Annotated in this window: 17 protein-coding genes and 2 pseudogenes; 11 read left to right on the top strand and 8 right to left on the bottom strand. The window is 60.0% G+C overall.

The features are described 5' to 3' along the window. Nucleotides 1–79: 79 nt before the first annotated feature. Nucleotides 80–946 (bottom strand): pirin family protein, encoded by an 867-nt coding sequence (locus tag FQ185_RS25980; RefSeq protein WP_149419943.1) that lies wholly within the window; start codon nucleotides 944–946, stop codon nucleotides 80–82. Between the two features lie 105 nt (nucleotides 947–1,051). Here FQ185_RS25980 and FQ185_RS25975 point away from each other — a divergent pair, with 105 nt between their 5' ends. From FQ185_RS25975 to dkgB, 3 genes and pseudogenes are all read left to right on the top strand, one after another. After that, entirely contained in the window at nucleotides 1,052–1,960 is a 909-nt protein-coding gene (locus FQ185_RS25975; protein ID WP_149419942.1) for a LysR substrate-binding domain-containing protein, read from the top strand. An 80-nt stretch (nucleotides 1,961–2,040) separates the two neighbouring features. Then, nucleotides 2,041–2,133 (top strand): annotated as a pseudogene (locus tag FQ185_RS30740) (PaaI family thioesterase); the annotation flags it as partial. Nucleotides 2,134–2,360: 227 nt separating this feature from the next. Then, entirely contained in the window at nucleotides 2,361–3,164 is an 804-nt protein-coding gene (dkgB, locus tag FQ185_RS25965) for a 2,5-didehydrogluconate reductase DkgB (protein WP_149419941.1), read from the top strand. Nucleotides 3,165–3,167: 3 nt separating this feature from the next. Here the strand turns inward: dkgB and FQ185_RS25960 are convergent, their stop codons facing one another. From FQ185_RS25960 to FQ185_RS25935, 6 genes and pseudogenes are all read right to left on the bottom strand, one after another. Then, entirely contained in the window at nucleotides 3,168–6,404 is a 3,237-nt protein-coding gene (locus FQ185_RS25960; protein ID WP_149419940.1) for a transporter substrate-binding domain-containing protein, read from the bottom strand. After that, nucleotides 6,405–7,031 carry a response regulator transcription factor gene (locus FQ185_RS25955; RefSeq protein WP_149419999.1) on the bottom strand — a complete coding sequence of 209 codons (627 nt, stop codon included), beginning with the start codon at nucleotides 7,029–7,031 and terminating at the stop codon, nucleotides 6,405–6,407. 119 nt (nucleotides 7,032–7,150) lie between these two features. Continuing rightward, nucleotides 7,151–7,564 carry a response regulator gene (locus FQ185_RS25950; protein WP_149419939.1) on the bottom strand — a complete coding sequence of 138 codons (414 nt, stop codon included), beginning with the start codon at nucleotides 7,562–7,564 and terminating at the stop codon, nucleotides 7,151–7,153. Between the two features lie 283 nt (nucleotides 7,565–7,847). Beyond that, nucleotides 7,848–8,102 (bottom strand): annotated as a pseudogene (locus FQ185_RS25945) (hypothetical protein); the annotation flags it as partial. A 65-nt stretch (nucleotides 8,103–8,167) separates the two neighbouring features. Beyond that, nucleotides 8,168–9,505, bottom strand: coding sequence for a lysine N(6)-hydroxylase/L-ornithine N(5)-oxygenase family protein (locus FQ185_RS25940; RefSeq protein WP_149419938.1), 1,338 nt, complete (start codon nucleotides 9,503–9,505; stop codon nucleotides 8,168–8,170). 132 nt (nucleotides 9,506–9,637) lie between these two features. After that, nucleotides 9,638–10,120 carry a sigma-70 family RNA polymerase sigma factor gene (locus FQ185_RS25935; RefSeq protein ID WP_149419937.1) on the bottom strand — a complete coding sequence of 161 codons (483 nt, stop codon included), beginning with the start codon at nucleotides 10,118–10,120 and terminating at the stop codon, nucleotides 9,638–9,640. Between the two features lie 322 nt (nucleotides 10,121–10,442). Here FQ185_RS25935 and FQ185_RS25930 point away from each other — a divergent pair, with 322 nt between their 5' ends. Genes FQ185_RS25930 through FQ185_RS25920 form a run of 3 tightly spaced genes read left to right on the top strand, consistent with a single transcriptional unit; the run spans nucleotide 10,443 to nucleotide 14,991 of the window. Continuing rightward, nucleotides 10,443–11,615, top strand: coding sequence for an efflux RND transporter periplasmic adaptor subunit (locus FQ185_RS25930; RefSeq protein WP_149419936.1), 1,173 nt, complete (start codon nucleotides 10,443–10,445; stop codon nucleotides 11,613–11,615). Beyond that, nucleotides 11,616–13,589 (top strand): MacB family efflux pump subunit, encoded by a 1,974-nt coding sequence (locus FQ185_RS25925; protein ID WP_149419935.1) that lies wholly within the window; start codon nucleotides 11,616–11,618, stop codon nucleotides 13,587–13,589. 7 nt (nucleotides 13,590–13,596) lie between these two features. Next, complete coding sequence (locus FQ185_RS25920; RefSeq protein ID WP_149419934.1) at nucleotides 13,597–14,991, top strand: efflux transporter outer membrane subunit; 1,395 nt, start codon at nucleotides 13,597–13,599, stop codon at nucleotides 14,989–14,991. A 34-nt stretch (nucleotides 14,992–15,025) separates the two neighbouring features. On the opposite strand, the gene FQ185_RS25915 is transcribed toward FQ185_RS25920, so the two are convergent. Continuing rightward, nucleotides 15,026–16,645, bottom strand: a complete 1,620-nt coding sequence (locus FQ185_RS25915; RefSeq protein WP_149419933.1) for a PvdJ/PvdD/PvdP-like protein — start codon at nucleotides 16,643–16,645, stop codon at nucleotides 15,026–15,028. 247 nt (nucleotides 16,646–16,892) lie between these two features. On the opposite strand from FQ185_RS25915, the gene pvdM reads away from it, so the two are divergent. From pvdM to FQ185_RS25890, 5 genes are all read left to right on the top strand, one after another. Then, a complete protein-coding gene (gene pvdM, locus FQ185_RS25910) occupies nucleotides 16,893–18,242 on the top strand; it encodes a pyoverdine-tailoring dipeptidase-like protein PvdM (protein WP_149419932.1) in 1,350 nt (449 codons plus the stop codon). 24 nt (nucleotides 18,243–18,266) lie between these two features. Then, on the top strand, nucleotides 18,267–19,547 hold the full coding sequence (locus FQ185_RS25905; protein WP_149419931.1) for an aminotransferase class V-fold PLP-dependent enzyme: 1,281 nt from the start codon (nucleotides 18,267–18,269) through the stop codon (nucleotides 19,545–19,547). A gap of 152 nt (nucleotides 19,548–19,699) precedes the next feature. After that, nucleotides 19,700–20,578: a formylglycine-generating enzyme family protein gene (locus tag FQ185_RS25900; RefSeq protein WP_149419930.1), complete on the top strand. Its 879-nt coding sequence runs from the start codon at nucleotides 19,700–19,702 to the stop codon at nucleotides 20,576–20,578. Between the two features lie 150 nt (nucleotides 20,579–20,728). Further along, nucleotides 20,729–22,378: a cyclic peptide export ABC transporter gene (locus FQ185_RS25895; RefSeq protein WP_149419929.1), complete on the top strand. Its 1,650-nt coding sequence runs from the start codon at nucleotides 20,729–20,731 to the stop codon at nucleotides 22,376–22,378. 298 nt (nucleotides 22,379–22,676) lie between these two features. Continuing rightward, nucleotides 22,677–25,142 carry a TonB-dependent siderophore receptor gene (locus tag FQ185_RS25890; protein WP_149419928.1) on the top strand — a complete coding sequence of 822 codons (2,466 nt, stop codon included), beginning with the start codon at nucleotides 22,677–22,679 and terminating at the stop codon, nucleotides 25,140–25,142. Nucleotides 25,143–25,167: the final 25 nt, after the last annotated feature.

Here is a 25,167-nt window from a genome sequence, read left to right as displayed (position 1 = left end):
AACCTGATTGTTCGTTAACAGGCGGCCAAGCAAGCGTAGTCATCCAGGCCCGGCACGCCACAGCATTACTACAATGAGTTCAATCGCTCATACGGCCGAAGCGGCCCGACTGGAAATCGGCGAATGCCTGGTGAATCTCTTGCTCGGTGTTCATCACGAACGGGCCATGGCCGACGATGGGTTCATCGATCGGTTCGCCGCTGAGCAACAACACAACGGCGTCGTTATTGGCTTCCAGACTGAGCTGATGGCCGTTACGTTCGAACAACGCCAATTGCCCCTCTCGCACCAGTTCCAGGCCGTTGACCTGAACCGTGCCGCGCAGTACCACCAGCGCGGTGTTGCGGCCTTCATGCAGATCCAGGGTCAACAACTTGCCGCCGTTGAGGCGCAGGTCCCAGACGTCAATCGGGGTAAACGTGTGTGCCGGGCCGGTGTGGCCGTCGAACTCGCCGGCGATCAAGCGCAGGCTGCCGGCCTGGTCCTTGAGCGCGATGCTCGGGATGTCGCCATCGAGAATCGTCTGGTAACCGGCGTTGGCCATTTTGTCCTTGGCCGGCAGGTTGACCCACAGCTGCACCATTTCCAGGGTGCCGCCGGTTTTGGCGAAACCTTCGGAGTGGAACTCTTCGTGGAGAATCCCGGAAGCGGCGGTCATCCATTGCACGTCGCCTGGGCCGATCTTGCCGCCGCTGCCGGTGGAGTCGCGGTGTTCCAGTTCGCCCTTATAAACGATAGTCACGGTTTCGAAACCGCGATGCGGATGCTGACCAACGCCACGACGCTCAGTGGTCGGGGTGAATTCAGCGGGACCGGCGTGATCGAGCAGCAAAAACGGACTGATGTGTTTGCCCAGGTTGTCGTAGGAAAACAGCGTGCGAACCGGAAAACCGTCGCCGACCCAGTGGGCCCGTGGGCTGGTGTAGATACCGATGATGTTTTTCATCTTGCCTCCCAAATCTGTTGTGTGACGCGATGGATAAAGCTTAAATCCGACGCATTCGATGCACTAGACTGCAAAAACCAGCCTTAGCGTTCTATCTGGAGAACGATGGTGGAAGACCTCAATACCCTTTATTACTTCACCCAGGTGGTGGAACACGGCGGTTTCGCCCCCGCCGGGCGGGCGCTGGACATACCCAAGTCGAAGCTCAGCCGGCGTATTGCCGAGCTCGAAGAACGCCTCGGTGTGCGTTTACTCCACCGCACCAGTCGGCATTGTTCGCTGACCGAAATCGGCCAGGCGTATTACCAACGTTGCCTGGCCATGCGGGTGGAAGCGGAAAGTGCCGCCGAACTGATCGAACGCAACCGCTCCGAACCCCAAGGCCTGGTGCGCCTCAGTTGCCCGACCGCGCTGCTGAACTCCTGGGTTGGGCCGATGCTGACGCGCTACATGCTCAAGTACCCGTTGGTGGAGTTGTTCATCGAGAGCACCAATCGCCGGGTCGACCTGATCCACGAGGGGTTCGACATCGCCCTGCGGGTGCGCTTTCCGCCGCTGGAAAATACCGACATGGTGATGAAGGTGCTGGGCAACAGCACCCAATGCCTGGTGGGCAGTCCGGCCTTTGTGCCGCGCCTGTCTTCACCGGCCTCCCCGGCTGACCTCAGCGGGTTGCCAAGCCTGCACTGGGGCGCGGCGCAGCGTGAATATCAGTGGGAATTGTTTGGGGGCGATGGCGCCAGCGCGGTGATCCGGCATGCGCCACGAATGGTCACCGATGACCTGTTGGCGCTACGTCACGCGGTGGTGGCCGGGATTGGCATCGCTCACCTGCCCAGCGTGGTGGTGCGCGATGACATTGCTGCCGGCCGCTTGGTCGAACTGGTGCCGGGATGGGCGCCGAAATGCGGGATCGTGCATGCGATCTTCCCTTCGCGCCGGGGATTGCTACCGTCGGTGCGGGCGTTGATCGACTTTCTGGGAGAGGAATTCAGCCACAGCGATATTGCCTAACCGCTACGCGCTCCTTTTGTAATTGGATGGACTCGCCCAGGCCGAGGCGTCAATGCGCCACGGTGGCAGTCTAAACAGCCATCGGCAACGGTGAACTGCCCTCGCCGCCCATTGGCTCGCTGATGGACTTCATCCCGATCGAATGGTCTGGCGGGTTGTTTATCTTTCAGGGCATGGTCAGGCACCTCCTGACCGTATTTCATACCTGTAAACGATGTCTCCGGTTTAAAACGTAAAGGATGTCTCCGGTTCCTACCCGGGCGTAAGACCTGACACCATCAATACCGTGGTGACGGGATTCATGACTTTCAGTAAACATTGCTTTGACCATTGCACTGTTTTTCTCAAGGGTGCAGGCGCGGATACTCCAGTCATTCCTACTGCAACCCTGGAGTCATTGATGTCTATTCCCGCATTCGGTCTTGGTACGTTTCGCTTGCAAGGTCAGATGGTCATCGATTCGGTGAGCACCGGCCTGGAGTTGGGCTACCGGGTCATCGATACCGCGCAAATCTACGAGAACGAAGCCGAGGTCGGCGAGGCCATCGCCGCCAGCGGCGTTGCCCGTGACGAGCTGTTCATCACCAGCAAGATCTGGGTCGCCAACTTCGCCAGGGATCGCCTGATCGACAGTCTCAAAGAGAGCCTGCAAAAACTGCAGACCGACTACCTGGACCTGACCCTGATCCACTGGCCGTCTCCGGAAGATCAGGTGTCGGTCGAAGAGTTCATGGGCGCCCTGCTCGAAGCCAAACAACTGGGCCTGACCCAGCAGATCGGTGTGTCCAACTTCACCATCGACCTGATGAAACAAGCCATCGCCGCCGTCGGTGCCGGGAACATCGCCACCAACCAGATCGAACTGCACCCGTACCTGCAAAACCGCAAAGTCGTCGAGTTCGCGCAGAGCCAGGGCATTCAGATCACCTCCTACATGACCTTGGCGTACGGCGAAGTGCTCAAAGACCCGGTGATCCAGCAGATCGCCGATCGCCTTCAGGCAACTCCGGCACACGTCACCCTGGCCTGGGCCATGCAACTGGGTTACGCAGTGATCCCCTCGTCCACCAAACGCGCCAATCTGGCCAGCAACCTGAAAGCCTGTGCCATGACGTTGAGCGATGCCGACATGGCGTTGATCGCCAGTCTTGATCGTGGCCAACGATTGACCAGCCCCAAAGGTATCGCCCCGCAGTGGGATTAAGCTTCAGCCTTGCCTGAGGTTCTGGTCCAGGCGTGTCATGGCTTGCTGCAACTGATCGACAGCCTCGTCGATCAGTGCCTGGCGGCCCTCGCCGCAGGCTCGTTCCAGTTGCTCGCAACAGTCGATCAAATCGGCCGCCCGGACCATTAGCGCCCCGCCCTTGATGCGGTGCGCCAGTTCCTGCAAGTCATTGTGATTGCCATTGGAGTGCGCCTTTAGCAAATGCTCACGATCATCGCGGTTAGTCATGGCCAGATCGCGCAACAATTGTTGGATCAGCTCATGGTCGGCACCGACGTATCGCTGCAGACCGCTCAGATCGATCTCAGAGGTTGGTAGCTCTTCGATCGCCGTTACGGGTCCACTGACAAATTTGGACGACAACCACACGCGCAGATCTGCCAGCCGGATCGGTTTGAACAGACAGTCGTCCATGCCCGCCTCCAGGCAACGGATCTTCTCCTCGGGTTGCGCATTGGCGGTGAACCCCAGGATCAGCGTCGGCGGGGCGCCATGGAAACGCTCTGCATCGCGTATCGAACCCGCCAATTCATAACCACTGACCACCGGCATATTGCAGTCGGTGATGATCAGGTCGAACTCATGTTCGCGCCACTGCGCAAGACCGCGCTCGCCATCCTCAGCCTCCAGAACACGATGCCCCAGATAGCTCAACTGCCGTGAGAGCAACAATCGATTCGCCGGATAATCATCGACCACCAGAATCGTCAGCGGTCGGGTCGGCATCTGTATTTCGCTCCCCGGCAGTTCGCTGGCGGGCAGCGGTTGCAACGCGATCAGTTCAAGATGCATCACGACCCGCGTACCCCGCCCGAGGACGCTGTCGAGGTGCAACCGCCCCCCCATCATTTCGCATAGCGTGCGGCTGATCACCAGCCCCAGCCCGGAACCATGGCGGCCTGACTGCTGGCTGTTGCCAGCCTGCACGAACGGATTGAACAGTCGCTGTTGATCATCTGCGCAGATACCGATGCCGCTGTCCTCAACCTGCACGCTCACCGCCAGATTCCCCGGACCAGGCTGTACCCGTAACGTCAGGCTCACTTCACCTTCATGGGTAAACTTGATCGCATTGCTCAGCAGATTCGACAGCATCTGCTTGAAGCGCGTGGGGTCGACCATCACATCACAGTCGCTGTGTTTATCCAGGTCGATCCGCCACTGCAGATTCTTCTGCCGTGCCAGACCTTCGAAAACCCGGCACACTGCCTCCACCAGCGTTCGCAAGTTGGCCCGTTCAGGTGTCAGCGACAAATGCCCGGACTCAATGCGCGCGATGTCCAGAATGTCGCCGATCAACGCCAGTAATTGTTGCGCCGCATCGGACGCTACCTCGATAGCGGTGCGATCGGAGCCCCCTTCATCCGCCCGCTTCTGCGCCAGTTCAAGCATGCCTATCAGGGCATTCATCGGCGTGCGGATCTCATGGCTCATGGTCGCCAGAAACGTGGTTTTGGCGCGGTTGGCACCGTCGGCGGCGTCTTTGGCGTCCTGCAATTGGCCGAGCAAATGCTGACGCAGCCGGATCTGTCGACGTTGATAGGCGATCCAGCCCAGGGCAAGTAAGAGCAACGCACCCGCCGCGGCGAATGCCTGAAGAATTTCCTGCCGATGACGCAGCCAGTAACTTTGCTCCACCACCAGATCATTACGCCAATAGTGGGTCAGCTCATCGATTTCTTCGGGAGCGATGCTGAGCAGTGCCTTGTCCAGAATCGAATACAGCTCAGGTGATTCTCGACTGGTCGCCAGCGTACTTCGGGCCGGATCAGTGCCGACGGTGCTGGTCACTTGCAGCCGATCCCGGTAGTGCCGGGAAATCATGTAGCGGGCACCGATCAGTGAGTTGATTGCGCCTTGTGTCTTGCCTTGGGCAACCATTTCCATGGCCTCTGCCGTCAGCGACGCATTGACCAGCCTGACCTGCGGAAAATGCTGACGAATGAATTCACCGGTACTGTTGCCTTGGGTAACGGCCAGACTTTTGCCGGCCATCTCGTCCAGCGTCGTGGGGCTGTCCGGCGCGATGCGGGTCACCAGCACAAACGGGCTGGTCAAAAACGGACGAGTGAAGCGCAAATCGGTTTCACGCTCGACACTGGGGCTGATGCCAGCCAACACGTCGACCTGGCCGGTCTTGATGCGCTCCAGCATTTCGGCCACCGACCCGGTCGGCTGCATGTCAAATTTCAACCCTGTACGCAGGCTGATCTTCCTCAGAACATCAGCACTGATACCGCGAAATTTGCCTTCGCTGTCGATGAAAGAAATCGGCATGATGTTTTCGTTGATCGCCACCCTCACACGTGGATGCCGGTCGAGCCAACGCTGTTCGGCCACGCTGAAGTGCAGCGGTTGCGTACCTGAGATAGAACTCCCGCTGGAGCCCCATCGACGCAAGATATTTATTTGCTCGTCAGTCGGTACAGCCGCCAGCGCCCTGTTGACGATCTGTTGCAACCGTTGGTTGTCGTGGGTCATTGCAAACGCAAAACCACCGGACTCCATGCGTGAAAAATCGGCCAGCTGTACGTTGTTCAGGTAGTTTTTACTGATCAGATAATGGGCGCTGATCGCATCGCCCAAATAGACATCCGCCTGACGAAAAGCGACTGCGCCGACGGCCTGCAGCGCCGACGGAAACAGCTGAACCTGCGCCTCGGGATAGAACCGCTGCACGGCATGCTCAGGCAAATAGTGGTACAGCGTCGCCAGCCGCTTGCCGGCCAGTTCCGGGGCCAGCACCTGAGACGAATCGGTGCGTGTCACCAGCACCGGTTGATCGACGGCATAGGCACTGGACATCCATAACTGCGGATCGTCAGCCTCATAACGATTGGCCGTTCCCAGCAGGTCTGCCGCCCCTTGTTTGATTGCCTGCACCGCGTCGTCTCGCGACTTGTAACGCCGGACTTCAATCTCCACGTTCAGCAGTTGCTGGAGCAGACCGGCATAGTCTGCCGTCAGCCCCTCGAACGCATCACCCGTGGTAGTGATGTCGAAGGGTGGATAATCCGGAGCCGAGACGGCGAGCACCAATCGACCCTTTTTCCGTAGCCAACGCGAATCGGTTTCTGACAGCCCGGCGTTGTAACCTTCCACGTTTGAGCGCCCCAGCAACGTCAGCGTTTGGGGTTGCGCGAAGACGCTCGTTTCCCATAAACAAAGGCCAAGCAACAGCAGACTCGCCAGGCAACTCTGTCGTCGAAAGGTTTTCATTCAGATCAGATGATTACGCTTGGCGAAATCACTCAGGTGCACCAACGATTCCACGTTGAGTTTGTCTATCAATCGGGTCTTGTAGGTGCTCACAGTCTTGTGGCTCAGGTGCATGGCCTCAGCGATCACCTTATTTTTAGCACCCCGGGCCAGATGCCGAAAAATTTCCAGCTCACGGTCGGAGAGACCGTCGATCATCTCTTTCTCGCTGCGTTGCAACGGGTTCAGCGACACTGAGTTGGAGGACAGTTTGGCGAAATAGGTGTAACCCGCCATGACTGCATGCACGGCTTTGTGCAAATGCTGCAAATCGTTGGTCTTGGAAACATACGCCTCGGCACCGGCGCGTCTGCAGCGATCCTGATAAAACATGGGTTCCTGGGATGTGAAGACCAGAACCCGGCACCGTACGTCACTGGCCTGGATACGTCCCAGCACACTCAGCCCGTCGAGCGAAGGCATGACCAGATCCAGCACCACCAGATCCGGTTTATGTTCGCGGATCATCGGCAAGACCTCATTACCGCTGCTGGCCTCGTAAATCCGGTTGAACCCTTCTTGCTTGAGGACGATTTTGATGGCGGCGCGAACCACCGGATGATCGTCCACAACCAGCACTGACAGCACTGACTTCATGGAAACTTCCTGTTCAAAGACATGACGACTGGGTAATGAACACCCCTGAATCAGACCCGGGTTAGACACAACGGCTGCGCATAGACTGTTGCATGGGAACCCGAATGGAACTACCTGACAGAAATGACAGTGCCGACGAGCGGTAGCCCAGGATCAACGATCACCATCAACCGCTGGATGCACGCCAGATCAGGCAATAACCCAAGGCTCACTTGAATCTTCTGCTGCACACAGGCAGGGATCGGCGGCAACTGTGCCTGCTGACCGTTGTAGATCAATGCGCGATGAACCTGCCGGTTATCGAGGAAGAAATCGAGCAGGTCCAATGCCCCTGCGCCCAGCGATGCGTTGATAACCACCAGATCGAATGGCTCGCAACCGTAGTCGACCAGGGTCAACAGCTCTTCAAGGCTGTGCACCGGCGCGATCCGGTAGTAGCCGATTTGATTGAACAGTCGCTCGACCTTCATTCGGTGAAAATGCTGCTCGTCGGCGATCAGGATACGTAAGGCTTTGTTCGACAACGTGGGCCCCCAGCAGGGTGTCGGATTCGTGAGGGCGCAAGGCTACGGAAGACTCGCTGAGCTTTCTGTAGGACTTTTCCTAAAAACCGGACGCCTTATCCCGCGGCACGGGGAATGCTGGAGCAAGGCGGCTCGTCAGAGCAGGAACGGAATCTTCGGCGTGCGAATCATGTGCACGATCAGGGTCTGGGTCAGCAGCCCGACCACGAACCGGCCAGATTGAACAGGGTCTGGTGGTCCGGGGTGTTGGCGTCGAACACGTACCCCATCAGCGCGAACGTGCTGACCAGTCGCCCTTGGTGAAACCGTTGATGAACAGCACCAGCGGCGCCATGACGAACATGAAGCGGATCAGCAGCCAGCTGACTTTGTTGACCCCGGTCTGGAACGAGGTCGGTGCGCGGTCTGTGGCTCCGACCCGCTGCGCCAGTGCGCCGAAATAGGTGTTGTTACCGGTGGTGAGGATCACCGCCATCGCCGTGCCGGACACCACGTTGGTGCCCATGAACAGAATGTTATCCAGGTCCAGCGGGTTGCTGGGGGGACGCGGCGCGTCCCGGGCTGCATTCCCAGGCGGAGCGTGGGAACGATCAGGGTCAGGGGTCAGCTGGCGGTGGCCAACAACAAATCCATCACCGACCGGCCATGCCCACGTGCCTTGCCATGCTCATACAACGACCCGGCAATCTCATCCGCCCGAATCGGCAGGATCGACAGCAACGTATCGCTCAAACCGTGGCTCGCCTGGCAGAAGCCCTGCATATAGATGCTGGCCTTGCAGCGTTCATCAGTGATCAGCTTGTAATTACGATCAACCTCGAAATCGCCCAGATACTGTTCCAGCGGCGCCAGCAGTTTGCGGTGCATCTGACGCTCGTAACCGGTGGCCAGCACCACGGCATCGTAATGACGAACCGTGACTTCACCGGTGGCATTGTTGCGCACGGCCAGTTCGATGCCGCGCTCGGTGGCGGTGGCTTTTTCGATGGTGGTCAGGGTGCGGAATGCATGGCGCGCAATGCCCGACACTTTCTGACGGTAGAAGATGCCGTAGATGCGTTCGATCAGGTCGATGTCCACCACCGAATAGTTGGTGTTGTGGTACTCGTTGACCAGACGCTCACGCTCGCTGCTTGCCTGCTGGAACACCAGGTCGGTGAACTCCGGCGAGAACACTTCGTTGACGAACGGGCTGTCATCTGCCGGTTTCAGGGCTGAGCCACGCAGGATCATGTCCACCTGCACCGACGGGAAGCTGTCGTTCAGGTCGATAAAGGCTTCCGCCGCACTCTGGCCGCCGCCGATGATCGCGATGCTCATCGGCTGGTTGTTCACGCACGGCTGCTTGGCCATTTGCGCCAGGTACTGGGAGTGGTGGAACACCCGGCTGTCACCCTTGAGCGCCTTGAACGCTTCAGGAATACGCGGCGTACCGCCGGCACTGACCACCACCGAACGGGAGGTGCGAACGTGTTGCTGCCCCTGGGAATCGCGCGAGATCACCCGCAACGCTTCGACCTGCTGGTTGTGCAACACCGGCTCGATGGTCAGCACTTCTTCGCCATAACGGCTCTGGGCTTCAAATTGTCCGGCGACCCAGCGCAGGTAATCGTTGTACTCCATGCGGCACGGATAGAAGGTGCCGAGGTTGATGAAGTCCACCAGACGGCCGTGATGCTTGAGGTAATTGACGAACGAATAAGGGCTGGTCGGATTGCGCAGGGTCACCAGGTCCTTGAGGAAGGAGATTTGCAACTCGCTCTGGGTCACCAGGGTGTTGCCGTGCCAGCGGTAGTCGGCCTGCTTGTCGAGAAACAGAACATCCAGCTCGCCCTGGCTCGGCCCGCGCTCTTGCAGAGCGATGGCCAGCGCCAGGTTCGAAGGGCCGAAACCGACGCCGATCAGGTCGTGAACGATGGGCGATGCAATTGCCTGTGTCATTTCCAGTGTCCTCTGGATGAACCCCCGACCAGCGGAGAATAAACCTAAGTGACCTGACCGGCCCTGAGCAGGACAGCAGATCGTCTGTTGAATAGGAACGAGGACAATGAAAAAAAATTTAACCGCGCAGGATCAATGGCCGTCCCATTGCCGTATCCGCACCCGGCAATGCTTCATCGCATTGACGATGTGCTTTTCCACCAGCGCCCGGGAAATACCCAGGTGTTCGGCGATTTCCGGGTGCGACATACCATCGATCTTGCGCAGCAGAAAACTCTCGCGGCACAGTCGTGGCAATTCCGCCAATGCACGCTGGAGCATCTCCAGGCGTTGACCGTGATCGAGGCTGTGATGGGGGGATGGAGTGAAGTAGCGCTCTTCGTTGTCGAGCACTTCCAGCGATTCGACCTGACGCAGGGCATTGCGCCGATGGCCGTCGATCACCAGATTAAGCGCGGTGCGATAAAGGAACGCGCGGGGCTGCTCGATCGGCGTGTCGCTGGAACGCTCCAGTACTCGCAGATAAGCGTCATGCACCACATCTTCGGCCACCTGACGGTTGCCCAGCTTGGCGTTCAAAAAACACACCAGCTCGCGATAGTAGTTTTCCAACATGACTCCCGGCCGCACGGGTGCGGTTTCTGTCCTTGAGCCGTATCGAGGACCGCCAAAATGGGCAGTGGCACGATAGTGGCAACTTGAGGCGCGTAATTTATAGTAATTCTCATATAGATTTAAAGTACTGCTTCATCTTGCCCCACAAATAGTCTTGGGCTCGCTCCCACAGTTAGATTGTGTCCGCGCCTAAATTCCCCGGCGCTTTCCTCGTTTACAGGACAGCTCCCCGTCTCTGTCGGCCCCCCGGCAGCGTTCAGCTGTCGCAAGATTTTGTGCACAGGTTGAGCGACGGGCCGATATCCATTGGCCGGAACCCTGCATGAAACGTCCCCGACAGACCCGACGCGCCCTGCTTGTAGCACTTTGTCTGATCCCCGTTATCGCCGTTGCCGCCTGGCAGATCATCCCGCCAGGCCGAGACCAGTTCGCCACCGTTCAGGTGACTCGCGCCGACATCGAAAGCAGCGTCACCGCGCTGGGCACTCTGCAACCTCGACGCTATGTCGACGTGGGTGCCCAGGCGTCCGGGCAGATCCAGAAGATCCACGTGGAAGTCGGTGACATCGTCAAGGAAGGCCAGTTGCTGGTGGAAATCGATCCCTCCCTGCAACAGGCCAAACTCGATGCCGGGCGTTTCTCCATCGAAAACCTCAAGGCCCAGCTCCTGGAGCAACGGGCGCAGCACGACCGCGCCCGACAGAAATTCCAGCGCCAGCAGAACCTCAAGGCCGGTGGCGCCACTCGCGAAGAAGACGTGCAGACCGCCGAGGCCGAACTGCGCGCCACCCAGGCCCGCATCGATATGTTCCAGGCCCAGATCCGCCAGGCCCAGGCCAGCCTGCGCAGTGATCAGGCGGAATTGGGTTACACCCGGATTTACGCGCCAATGTCCGGCACCGTGGTTGCGCTGGATGCCCGCAAAGGACAGACCCTCAACGCCCAAGAGCAGACGCCCCTGATTCTGCGCATCGCCAGGTTGTCGCCGATGACCGTCTGGGCCGAAGTCTCGGAAGCCGACATCGGTCACGTCAAACCCGGCATGACGGCCTGGTTCACCACCCTCAGTGGCGGCAACCGTCGCTGGAACAGCACCGTGCGGCAAATTCTGCCGGTACCACCCAAGCCTTTGGACCAGACCAGCCAGGGCAGCGGTAGCCCGGCCAGTTCGAGCAAAAGCGGCAGCGCTCGCGTGGTGCTGTACACCGTGTTGCTCGACGTCGACAACGCCGACAACGCGTTGATGGCGGAAATGACCACGCAGGTATTCTTCGTTGCCGAGCAAGCGAAAAACGTCCTGACGGCCCCTATTGCGGCCCTGCAAGCGGGCACTCAAACAGAAAACCAGACCGCCCAGGTCGTCGCCAAAAATGGCGACATCCAGCAACGCACCGTTCGCACCGGCATCAGCGATCGTCTGCGGGTGCAGATCCTCGATGGCTTGCAGGAAGGCGATCACCTGCTGATCGGCCCGGCTGACGGGAGTGGCGGCTGAATGCAGACGCCCCTGATTGACCTGCAAGACATCCGCAAAGCCTACGGCGGTGGCGACGCCCCTGAAGTTCACGTGCTGCGCGGCATCGACCTGTCGATTCACGCCGGGGAATTCGTCGCGATTGTCGGCGCTTCCGGTTCCGGCAAATCAACGCTGATGAACATCCTCGGCTGCCTCGACCGCCCGACGTCGGGCGAATACCGCTTCGCCGGGGAAAACGTCGCCGCACTCGACAGCGACGAACTGGCCTGGCTGCGCCGCGAAGCCTTTGGTTTCGTGTTCCAGGGTTATCACCTGATCCCGTCCGGCTCGGCCCAGGAAAACGTCGAGATGCCGGCCATCTACGCAGGCACCCCGGCTGCCGAACGCCACGCCCGTGCCGCCGCCCTGCTCGACCGCCTCGGTTTGGCCTCGCGCACTGGCAACCGCCCGCACCAGCTCTCCGGTGGCCAGCAACAACGGGTGTCCATCGCCCGCGCCTTGATGAACGGCGGCCACATCATCCTCGCCGACGAACCCACCGGCGCCCTCGACAGCCACAGCGGCGCCGAGGTCATGATCCTGCTCGACGAACTGGCGAGCCAGGGCCACGTGGTGATCCTCATCACCCACGACCGAGAAGTGGCGGCCCGGGCCAAACGCATCATCGAAATTCGCGACGGGCTGATCATCAGCGACAGCGCCGTGGACAACCCTGAAGCACAGACATCGGCCAACCCCGGCGCGCTGCAAGCGGTGGATTTGCGCAAGCGCCTGACCGAGGGCGCCGAAGCCACCGGCGCCTGGAAAGGCGAATTGGTGGATGCGGTGCAAGCCGCCTGGCGGGTGATGTGGATCAACCGTTTTCGCACCGCACTGACATTGCTCGGAATCGTCATCGGCGTCGCGTCGGTGGTGGTCATGCTGGCCGTCGGTGAAGGCAGCAAACGCCAGGTGATGGCGCAAATGGGCGCGTTCGGCTCCAACATCATTTACCTTGGCGGCTCGTCACCGAACCCGCGAACGCCGCGGGGCATCGTCACCCTGGATGACGTCGCGGCGGTGGCAAGCCTGCCGCAAGTGAAGCGGATCATGCCGGTCAATGGTCAGGAAGCCGGGGTGCGTTTCGGCAACCTCGACCACTTGAGCTACGTCGGCGGCAACGACACCAATTTTCCGGCGATCTTCAACTGGCCGGTGGTGCAAGGCAGTTATTTCACCCAGGCCGATGAACAAAACGCCGCGGCGGTGGCGGTGATCGGTCATAAGGTGCGGACCAAGTTGCTCAAGGACGTCGCCAACCCGATCGGCCAATACATCCTGATTGAAAACGTGCCATTCCAGGTGGTCGGGGTGCTCGCGGAAAAAGGCGCCAGTTCAGGCGACTCCGACAGCGACGACCGCATCGCCATCCCCTACTCCGCTGCGAGTGTGCGGCTGTTCGGCACCCACAATCCCGAATACGTGGCCATCGCTGCCGCCGATGCGCGCAAGGTCAAAGAGGCCGAAATTGCCATCGAGCAATTGATGCTGCGCCTGCACAACGGCAAAAAGGATTTCGAACTGACCAACAACGCGGCGATGATCCAGGCCGAAGCAAAAACGCAAAACACCCTGTCGCTGATGCTCGGCTCGATTGCCGCGATTTCTTTGCTGGTCGGCGGCATCGGCGTCATGAACATCATGCTCATGACCGTGCGCGAGCGAACGCGCGAGATCGGTATTCGCATGGCCACCGGCGCCCGCCAACGGGACATCCTGCGGCAGTTTTTGACCGAAGCGGTGATGCTCTCGGTAGTCGGCGGGATTGCCGGGATTGCCCTGGCGCTGATCGTCGGTGGCGTGCTGATCCTTAGCGAAGTCGCCGTCGCGTTCTCCTTGATAGCGGTGCTCGGCGCCTTCGGCTGCGCCCTGGTCACCGGTGTTGTCTTCGGCTTCATGCCGGCCCGCAAAGCTGCCCGACTCGACCCGGTCACGGCCCTTACCAGTGAATGATCTCTCCATGAAGCCGCCACTCAGTCTGCTGACCCTCTGCCTGCTGCTCGGCGCCTGTGGCAGTCCCGCCCAGCGTCCGGACAGCGGCATCCAGCCGCCCTCTTCCTGGCAATCGCCGCACACGCAAAGTGCCGCCCGAAGCAACCTGCAATGGTGGACGCAGTTCGGCAGCCCGGAGCTTGATCGCCTGATCGAACAGGCCCGGGTCGGCAGTTACGATTTAGCCGCTGCCATCGCCCGGGTGCGCCAGGCGCAGGCTGACACGGTGATTGCCGGCGGCACGCTGCTGCCGGAGGTGAAGGCGGCGTTGAATGCCAACCGCCAGAAACTGCTGCGCGGCAACGGCTACAGCCAACTCGATGCCGACAGCAGCAACAAGGCTGTGGACTACTTCGACGCCAATCTCAGCGCCAGCTACGAAATCGATTTCTGGGGCGGCCAACGCGCTTCCCGCGACAGCGCGCAATTCGGCTTGCGGGCCAGCGAGTTCGATCAGGCGACCGTGGAGCTGACGCTGCTGAGCGGCGTTGCCAACAGCTACGCGCAGAGCCTGTCGCTGCAAGAGCAACGTCGCATTGCCGAGCTGAACCTTGTCAACGCGCAGAACGTCTTGAGACTGGTGCAGACCCGTTTCGACTCAGGCTCGGCGACAGCCCTTGAACTGGCCCAGCAGAAAAGTCTGGTCGCTGCGCAACAGCGGCAATTGCCATTGGTGCAGCAACAGGCACAGGAAGCGCTGATCAGCCTCGCCGCCCTGCTTGGTCGTCCGGTACAGGAATTGTTTTTGGGTCAGGAACGCTTTGATCAACTGTCATGGCCGACCATCGCGGCCGGCGTGCCCAGCGAACTGCTCAGCCGTCGCCCGGACATCGCTCGCGCCGAAGCGCAACTGGCCGCTGCACAGGCCGACGTCACCGTCGCCCGCGCCGCGATGCTGCCCGCCGTGACCCTGAGCGCCGATATCGGTTCCGGCGCCGACCGCGCCGCCGACATCCTGCGCAGCCCCTTCTACAACCTCACCGCCGGACTGCTCGCACCGGTCTTCAACAATGGACGCCTGAGCGCCGAGCGCGACAAGGCCACAGCGCGCCAGCAAGAATTGCTGGAGACGTATCGCGGGGCGATCATCAATGGTTTCGCCGACGTGGAAAAAGCCCTCAACAGCATTCGCGGGCTGGACGAACAGCGCCAATGGCAAGGTGAAGAACTGAACCAGGCGCAGACCGCGTTCAACATTGCGCAAAGCCGCTATCAAGAGGGAGCCGAGGATTTGCTGACGGTGCTGGAGACACAACGCACGTTGTATGCGGCGCAGGATTTGAATGTGCAGCTGCGGTTGTCGCGGTTGCAGGCGAGTATTGCGCTGTACAAGGCGCTCGGCGGCGGGTGGCAGACACTCTAGGAAATGATCGTTCCCACGCTCCGCGTGGGAACGATCAGGTAGAGATTGGTTTGGCCTTCAAATGCCGCGCATACCAAGGACGCTGCGGCACTTTGCGGAACAGATCCGCCAGTTTCTTCTCGTCATCACCAAAGGTAATCCGCAACGCCAGCTTCATGGTTTCCGGGTCCATCTCTACCGACTTGCCGGTCTGTAACCCCGGCGTGGTGCTGCAGCCATGGGTACTCGGGCCGAGCCACGGGTCGTCGATCTCGACCCAACGGCCGGGCGCAAACCAAGGCACGCCATTCACTTCCAGCCGACTGACCTCCCCCGGATGAAAGCGCTCGTGCGCACGGAACCAGTCTTCCAGACGATCGTCGATCCAGCCATGGAAATGCCAGAACACCGGGTTTACATGAGACGAAAACGGGTCACCGAGGAAGTCATTTTCCGGCGCATACCAGCGCGCGGAAAAATCCGCCGGATCCCGGGCAAACGGCACGGGCTGACCGTTGGACGGATCACGCGGCACCGAGGCCCAACGCATGTGCAGCCAGTCGTGCAGACCCAACTCAACCTCTGAACCGAACTGGCCCAGGGTCAATTTCGATAGATAGCGCGGATCGCGGTAGCGCGATTCCCAGACCTGGAAATTGCTGTGGTAGGTTTCGGCGGTCTTGATGTCGCTGACCCATTGCGAGTACTCGGCATCGTCGTCGGCCAGCCAGGTCGGCGGCAGTGCGGTGCCGTCGTGGTTGTCGAAATAATGGGCGAAGCCGATGCGATCGCGCGCCAGTTCCGGCTGCGGCAACGGGAAATGCGGCCAGGACGGCAGGTCCTGCAGGGAGCGTGCCTTCCCGAGCATCTGTCGGTGCATGAAGAAAAAGTCCACGCCCGAGCCATTGCGATCCTTGCGCGCGCCACGGGCATCGCGCTCCTTGTCCCGAGGGCCAGGCTGCCAGCCGATGCCACGCAGGGCGCCGCGCTTGTCTTCGGACAGCGTGTGCCACTTGTCTCGGGAGGCATGCCAGAGCTGGTGAAACAGCCGATGCTCCGCGGACACCAGCCAGGCCAGCAGCGTCGGGTTGAGACCGCTGCGCTCGCGGGCTTCGGGGAACACGCGTTTGACGGCAATGAAGCGATTGTCCTGGGCCGTCAACATCAAGGGACGATCCAGATTCAACACGCGACCACTGAGGCTGCCGCTGCCGGCATTACCGAAACCGGCCCAGACTTCGTCCAGCAACAGGCTGAATTCGTAATCCGCTGAGCCGCTGGCGCTGAGCAGTCGCCAGCTCAATTGCGCCGGGTTGGCGCCAGTCAGGTCACCGAGCACGCGGTAACGAGGCGCTTCGGTCGAACGCAATCGCTCGGCGGTGTCGAGTAAACCGTTCAGGCCGCGACCTTTGTGACCGATGTCGAGAAACACTTCCAGCCCGTCCCGTGGCAGGCCTTCGATGCCGGCATCACGACCTTCGAAACGAATCTGCCAGACCCCTCGCAAGGTGTTCGCCAAATGCTGGCCGGTGACATCCGCGACATCGAACGAAGCCTCGCCGGGGGTGATCGTCGGATCCGGTTTCGTCCATTCGCGATACCCATAAAAAGCCGCAGGCACAGCGGCGCCGGTCAGCGCCAGGCCTGCCATGAACCATCGTCGAGAAATCGTCATTGCCCTACCTGTGTCAGCCATTAAGCAGGCTTTATCCAAGCTAGAACGTTTGTTGCGCCGACAAATTTAAAAGCATCGCCAGCAGGCTAGCTCCCACAGTGGATCTGGGGTGTTCGCAAAATCCCTGTGGGAGCGAGCCTGCTCGCGATGAGGCCATCAGCCCCACCCTAAATTTCCAACGGGATCACTCGTCCATCCCAGTAGCAAAGCCCCCCACACCGGGGCAACGAACCTGACTGAGAAGAACATGACAAAACCACGTTCGAAAAAAGCTCTTTACCTCGGCCTGCCACTGGCTCTGGCGATCAGCGCCGGTGCAGGTTATGCGGCATGGGATTACTGGTTCAAGGACAATCCCGGTTACCCGGTCAAGGTGATGAAACAGGCCGATGAGCTGCACGAGCGAATCCTCTCCTTCGACAGCCACGTCACCGTCCCGCTGGACTTCGGCACTGCCGGCAATGAAGCGGACAAGGACGGCACCGGGCAGTTCGACCTGGTCAAGACCGGGCGCGGACGCTTGTCCGGGGCAGCCCTGACGATTTTCGGCTGGCCAGAAATCTGGAACGGCGCCAACGCCCCGCACCGCCCAACCGCCGGTTTCGTCGACGAGGCACGGTTCGAGCAGGAAACCCGCTACAAAATCATCAGCACGATGGTGCGCGACTTCCCCAATCAAGTCGCCATCGCCTACACCCCCGACGATTTCCGACGCCTGCACGGCGAAGGCAAATTTGCGATCTTCCTGAGCATGCTCAACGCCTATCCGCTGGGCAACGACCTGAACGCCCTGGACAAGTGGGCAGCCCGCGGTATGCGCATGTTCGGCTTCAGCTACGTGGGCAACAACGCCTGGGCGGACTCCTCCCGGCCGTTGCCGTTTTTCAACGATTCCCGCGACGCCCTCGGCGGCCTCTCGGAGATTGGCAAGCAGGCCGTGCACCGCCTCAACGACCTCGGCGTGATCATCGATGTATCGCAAATGTCGACCAAGGCCCTGGAGCAAGTCGCCCGGTTGAGTCGCGCGCCGATGGTCGCGTCCCACTCCGCGCCACGCGGTTTGGTGGACATCCCGCGCAACCTCAGCGATCAGGAAATGCAGCTGATCAAGAACAGCGGCGGCGTGGTGCAGATCGTCGGTTTCCCGACCTACATTCGCCCTCTGAGCCAAGCTACTCAGGACAAACTCAACGCCCTGCGCACGCGTTTCGACCTGCAACCGCTGCAAGGCCTGGAGATGGCGCTGATGCCGGGCGACCCGGTCATCACCGTCTGGTCCGAGCAACGTTTCGGCGACTACGCCAGCCAGCTTTACGCGATTGTCGACGAGGAGCCCAAGGCAAACCTCAAGGACTACGGCGACGCCATTGATTATGCCGTGAAGAAAATCGGCATCGACCACGTCGGCATCAGTTCCGACTTCAACGATGGTGGCGGCCTCGATGGCTGGAAGGATGTCAGCGAGGCGCGCAACGTGACGGCCGAGCTGATCAGCCGCGGTTACGGCGAGGCCGATATCGCCAAGCTTTGGGGCGGTAATTTCCTGCGGGTCTGGGACCAGGTGCAGAAGTCTTCCAAACCCGTAGCGAAAAACTGATCACAACTCAGGCGAACCAAACTTATGACCAACCGTCGTTCATTCCTCAAGCAGGCCGGCATTCTCGCAGCCGGCCTGCCCCTGAGCGCTGCCGTGAGCCTGCCGGCGCTGGCCACTACGCCACCAGCGCCGGCGAAGGACAAATGGGCGCAGCTGCGCCAGCTGTTCAATCAGGACCCGGATTACCTGCACTTCGCCAATTTCCTGGTGACCTCGCACCCCAGACCGGTGCGTGAGGCGATCGAAAAACACCGAGCAAACCTCGACCGCAACCCCGGTCTGGCCATGGACTGGGATCTGGGGGAAACCGAAAAACGCGAGCAGGAAGTGCGCGTCTGGGCCGGTCGTTATCTCAAGGCCAACCCTCGGCAGATCGCCCTCACCGGCAGCACCACCGAAGGCTTGTCGCTGATCTACGGCGGCATCCATGTGCGCCCCGATCAGGAAATCCTCACCAGCGAACACGAACACTACGCCACCAACTACGCCTTGGCGTACCGCCAGCAAAAGGACGGGGTCAAGGTTCGCAAGCTCAAGCTGTTCGAGAACAGTCGCGACATTTCGGCGGATGAAGTGCTCGGCTCGATAGCCAAAGGTATTCGCCCCAACACTCGCGTACTCGGCATGACCTGGGTGCAATCCGGCAGCGGCGTGAAACTGCCGATCGGCGAAATCGGCAAACTGGTGGACGAGCAGAATCGCAATCGCGAGGAAAAGGACCGCATCCTTTATGTGGTCGACGGTGTGCACGGCTTCGGCGTCGAGAACCTCGACTTCCCCGACATGCACTGCGACTTCTTTATTGCCGGCACCCACAAGTGGATGTTCGGCCCTCGCGGCACCGGGATCATCTGTGCACGTTCGACAGAGCTCAAGGACGTGACGCCGACCATTCCGACCTTCTCCGAAGCCACGACTTTCTCCACCGTCATGACCCCCGGCGGCTATCACAGCTTTGAACATCGCTGGGCCTTGGACGAAGCGTTCAAGTTGCACTTGGAACTGGGCAAGTCCGAGGTTCAGGCGCGCATCCACGCGCTCAATACCTATGCGAAAAATCGTTTGCTGGAGCATCCGCAGGTCGAGCTGGTCACGCCAAAGAGCCCAGACCTGTCGGCCGGTTTCACCTTCTTCCGGATCAAGGACCGGGACTGCGAAAAAGTCGCCGCCCAGTTGATGGCGAACCGTGTGGTCTGCGACTCGGTGGACCGCGACGTCGGCCCGGTGATCCGCATCGCCCCCGGCCTGCTCAACACTGAAAACGATATCGACCGTTTCATCGCCCTGCTGAACAAAACCACCTGACGCCATGACTCAGAACCCTATGGGAGCGAGCCTGCTCGCGATAGCGGTGGATCAGTCACCATCAATGTTGAATGTGATGGCCCAATCGCGAGCAGGCTCGCTCCCACATTGGACCCGGCCTGACACCCGTTTTTTTTATATCGAGATGACTCATGAACCGAGATCAACTGACCTTGCCGCTCAAGGCCCTGGCCCTGACCGCACTCATGGTCGGACTTTTGCCGACTGCCGCCCAGGCTGCCGCACCCGCGCAACCGGGCAAAGTATTCAAGGACTGCCGCGACTGCCCGGAAATGGTGGTGCTGCCCGCCGGCACCTTCACCATGGGCACCCCCGATGACGAAGTCGGTCGCGAACCTGATGAAAGTCCGATGCACGAAGTGACCTTCGCCAAGCCGTTCGCCATGAGCCGTTTCCAGGTCACCGCCGGTGAGTGGGACAGCTACGTGCGCGAGAGTGGCGTGACCATCGCCAACGGCGATACCCGGCCGGGTCGCGAGTGCGTTGCCAGTAAACCGCGTTATCCACAAAGCCCGCGCCAGCCGGCGGTGTGCATGAACTTCGATGACGTCAAAAACTACGTGGCCTGGCTGTCGAAAAAGACCGGGCAGAAGTACCACATGGTCAGCGAGGCCCAGCGCGAATACGCCGCGCGTGGCGGCACCAAGGGTCCCTTCCCCTTCCCGTTCGATGAGGGCAAGGAATACAGCATCGCCAAGCACGCCAACACGTACGGCCCGGCGGACGGTTACAGCTTCAGCTCGCCGGTGGGCAGCTACCCGCCGAACGCCTTTGGCATGTACGACATGCACGGCAATGTCTACGAGTGGGTCGAAGACTGCGAACACCCCGACTACAAAGGCGCCCCTACCGATGGCAGCGCCTGGGTCGAGCCCAATTGCGAAGCCGTGCGCATTCGCGGCAACGACTGGGGTGAAGCCCCAGTGTTCTCCCGCTCCGGCAACCGCAACAGCCAGTACCCGCAAGAGCGCGGCGACTGGATGGGGTTCCGCATCGTGCGTGACCTCTAAGCCATAACCCTCACCCTGTGGGAGCAAGCTCGCTCCCACAGAGTTATGTGTTTGAGTCGTGATCACCGCCAGTCGGCGCCCATCTAAATTAAGCCTCCCACCAGACGTTCTACTGGGTATCTGCCTTCACGACCCAAGGAACTGTCTTCCATGACCCAGCCAACCCGTGGCGCCATCGGCGAATTGTTCGCCCTGTTGAAACCCTTTCGGCTCATCGTGGCCGCGTCGATTTTCCTGGGCATGGTCGGCGGCCTGAGCGTCACGGTATTGCTGGCGACCATCAACAACGCGCTGCATTCGGAAACCGGCCTGACCCAAGGCGTCGTCGCGCTGTTCGCCGGGCTGTGCCTATTGGCATTGGCCAGTTCGATCTGCTCCGACATCGGCACCAACTATGTCGGCCAGCACATCATCGCCAAGCTGCGTAAACAGTTGGGTGAAAAAGTCCTGTCGGCACCGATCGAACAAATCGAGCGCTATCGCAGCCACCGCCTGATCCCGGTGCTGACCCACGACGTCGACACCATCAGCGATTTCGCTTTCGCCTTCGCACCTCTGGCGATTTCCGTCACCGTGACGCTGGGCTGCATGGGTTACCTGGCGATTCTGTCGTGGCCGATGTTCCTGATCATGGTCGCCGCGATCCTGATCGGCACGGCGATTCAGGCCTACGCCCAGAGCAAGGGCGTACAAGGTTTCATGGCTGCCCGTGACGCCGAAGATGAACTGCAAAAGCACTACAACGCGATTGCCGAAGGTGCCAAGGAATTGCGCATTCATCGTCCACGTCGCCAGCGCATGTTCGTCTCGGGCATCAAGGCCACGGCCGAGTTCATCTGTAACACCCAGGTGCGTTCGATCAACACCTTCGTCATCGCCAAGACCTTCGGCTCGATGCTGTTCTTCGTGGTGATCGGCCTGGCGTTGGCGCTGCAAACTTACTGGCCGAGCGCCGACAAATCCGTGATGAGCGGCTTTGTGCTGGTGCTGCTTTATATGAAAGGCCCGCTGGAACATTTGATCAGCACCCTGCCGATCGTCAGCCGCGCGCAGATTGCTTTCCGCCGAATCGCCGAGTTGTCCGAGCAGTTTTCCACTCCCGAACCTCATCTGCTGTTGAGCGATCAGGGCAACGTCAAACAAGCCGTGCACGAACTGAAACTGGTCGATGTGCGTTTCAGTTTCCCTGCCGCCGCAGGGGCCGTTCCGTTCCAGTTGGGGCCGGTGAATCTCACGATCAAGCAAGGCGATATCACGTTCATCGTCGGTGAGAACGGCTGTGGCAAGACCACGCTGATCAAGTTGCTGCTGGGTTTGTACACGCCGCAACAGGGGGAAATCCAGGTCAATGGCGAGGCGATCGACGCGCAGAATCGCGATGACTATCGCCAGTTGTTCACCACCATCTTCGCCGACTATTACCTGTTCGATGATGTGGTCCAGGGTGACACGCACATCCCGGAAGACGCCAACAAGTACCTGCAACGCCTGGAAATCGCGCACAAGGTCAGCGTCAAGGACGGCAACTTCACCACTACCGATCTCTCCACCGGCCAGCGCAAACGCCTGGCGCTGGTCAATGCCTGGCTGGAAGAACGCCCGGTGCTGGTGTTCGATGAATGGGCGGCCGACCAGGACCCGACCTTCCGCCGCATCTTCTATACCGAGCTGCTGCCGGACCTCAAACGCCTGGGCAAAACCATCATCGTGATCTCCCACGATGACCGTTACTTCGACGTGGCGGACCAACTGGTGCGCATGGAAAGCGGACGGGTTGTCACGGAATTGGCCCCGGCCTGAACACCGTTCTCACAGGTCTGCGGGGACCTGTGAGAGTGAGCTTGCTCGCGATAGGACCATCAATTTCACCATTGATGGCGACTGATCCACCGCTATCGCGAGCAAGCTCGCTCCCACAGTTTTTTCACTTACCTGACAGGCATTTGGGCAAGCCCCCTCCTCCAGTTTTTTGCGCAGGTTGCCTCTTCACACATTTATTTTCCCGGTTTCTTTCCGGTTTTTCGTTCGTGCTGCGTCTAATAATCATTCCTATTAACAAAAACTCTGCACAACACTTTTTCAGGAGCTCAGGTAAGTAATGCGACCTCAAACACGCCGCACACCTCTCGCGCTGGCCGTACAGCGCCCGACTTTGCATCGCACCCTGTTCACTAGCGTACTGCTGACCGCCACCTTGCTGGGGAGCTCGATGGCCAATGCTGCACCTGTAAAAGTGAGTATTGCGGTCCAGCCGCTGTCCAGTGCGTTGACCGAACTGGGCATGCAGACCAACCTGCAGATTCTCTACAGCCCGGATCAGGTTGCAGGGATCAAGTCCCGTGCCGTGTCCGGTTCGCTGGAGCCGTCCGACGTCCTGAAGGCCCTGCTGCAAGGCACCGGCATTTCGTTCCAGATCAACGGCAACAGCGTCACCCTGATGTCCGGCGGCAGCTCGAGCCTGCAACTGGGCGCGACCACCATTTCCGGCCAGGCCCTGGGCCTGACCACTGAAGACACCGGTTCCTACACCACCGGCGCCACCACCACCGCGACCAAGCTGCCGCTGACCCTGCGTGAAACGCCGCAGTCGGTGACCGTGGTGACCCGTCAGCAGATGGACGATCGGGGCGTACAAAGCGTTGGCGATGCGTTGCGAAATACCCCTGGCATTTCGTCGCAGAAATACGACAGCGACCGTACCGAGTTTTCCGCCCGTGGCCAGGCCATCACCAATTTTCAGTACGATGGCGTAAATACCATTTACGACGGTGTTTATGGTGAAAATCCGAACAACAGCGACGACGCTGCCAGCCTGGACCATATCGAAGTTATCAAAGGCGCTACTGGCCTGATGACAGGCTCTGGCGACCCTTCCGCCACGGTCAACCTGATCCGCAAGAAACCGACCAAGGAATTCCAGGCCTCGGTCAGCGCCACCGCCGGCTCATGGGATAAGTACCGCGCAGAAGGCGACATTTCCGGCTCGCTGACCGATACCGGCAACGTGCGTGGTCGCTTCGTGAGCACTTATCAAGACGCCAACTCTTACCTGGATCATTACAGCCAGAAAAAAGACCTGTTTTACGGCGTCCTCGAAGCCGACCTCACGGACGACACCCTGCTGACCCTCGGCATCGACAAATCCAGCGCCACCCCGCGTGGTACATCCTGGACGGGTAACCCGACCTACTTCGCCGATGGTGGCCGTACTGACTTCCCTCGCAGTTTCAACCCGGGTGCCGACTGGAGTCGTCGTGATTTCGAGAGCACCACTTACTTCGCATCGCTGGAACAAGCACTGGCCAATGACTGGAAACTCAAAGTCAGCCTGGACCAGAAAACCACCGATCACGACACCCAACTGGCCTCGGCCAGCGGCGGCAACCCGGACCGCGACACTGGTGAAGGCATGTTCCTTTACTGGGGTCGCTGGGAAGGTCATCGCGTGCAGAACACCGCTGACGTGAACGTCACCGGCCCGTTCACCCTGGGCGGTCGCGAGCATGAACTGGTCGCCGGTTTCATGGCCTCCCACTCGCGTCAGACTGGCTCGACTTACGACATTAGCGCCTCCGAAATGGTCCCGGGCAGCATCTATGACTGGGAAGGCAATCTGCCGAAACAGGAGTTCCCGAAAAACGGCAAATACGAACGCACCCAAAGCCAAAACGGTGTTTACCTGGCCACGCGTCTGCGTCCGACCGACGACCTGTCGTTCATTCTTGGCAGCCGTCTGAGCACCTTCAAGTACAACGAAGATTACAGCTACAACCCTGGCGCAGGCCTGGATGACACCCACGCCAGCTACAAGGAACACGGCGTCGTCACACCATACGCCGGCGTGGTCTATGACCTGAACGACACGTACTCGGTCTACGCCAGCTACACCAATATCTACCAACCACAAATCTACAAGGACGCCAACGGTTCGACCCTGGCACCGGTTGAAGGCAGCGCCTACGAAACCGGTCTGAAAGCGGCCTACTTCGAAGGCAAACTGAACGCAAGCCTGGCCTTCTTCCGCATTGAGCAGGACAACGTCGCCGAATCGATCGGCACCAACCCGGTCACCAACGAAGGCATTTACAAAACAATCGACGGCGCCACCACCAAGGGTGTTGAACTGGAACTGGCCGGCGAACTGGCCGAGGGCTGGAATTTGTCTGCCGGCTACACCTATGCCCGTACTCGCGACCAGGACGAGCAACGCATCTACGGGTACCCGCTGTCCACAACCCGCCCGGAACACGTGGTGCGTACATTCACCACTTACCGTCTGCCGGGTGCGCTTAACCAAGTTACCGTCGGCGGTGGCGTTAGCTGGCAGAGTGCGTTCTACGGCCAGATCTACAGCGCCCCTGCTGGCGACTACACCTCCATCAAGCAAGGCGGTTACACCCTCGTGGACCTAATGACCCGTTATCAATTTGACGAACACCTGAGCTTCACCGTCAATGCCAAAAACGTCTTCGACAAGAAGTACCTGACGGGCCTGGGCAACTTCGATACCACGTTCTACGGCGAGCCGCGCAACCTGCAACTCACCGCGAAGTATGATTTCTGAGTGCTGAGCTGAAATGAAAAATGCC

Origin of the sequence: Pseudomonas sp. ANT_H12B, assembly GCF_008369325.1 — a bacterium.
Lineage (GTDB): Bacteria > Pseudomonadota > Gammaproteobacteria > Pseudomonadales > Pseudomonadaceae > Aquipseudomonas.
This window is presented reverse-complemented; position numbering and strand designations above follow the sequence as displayed.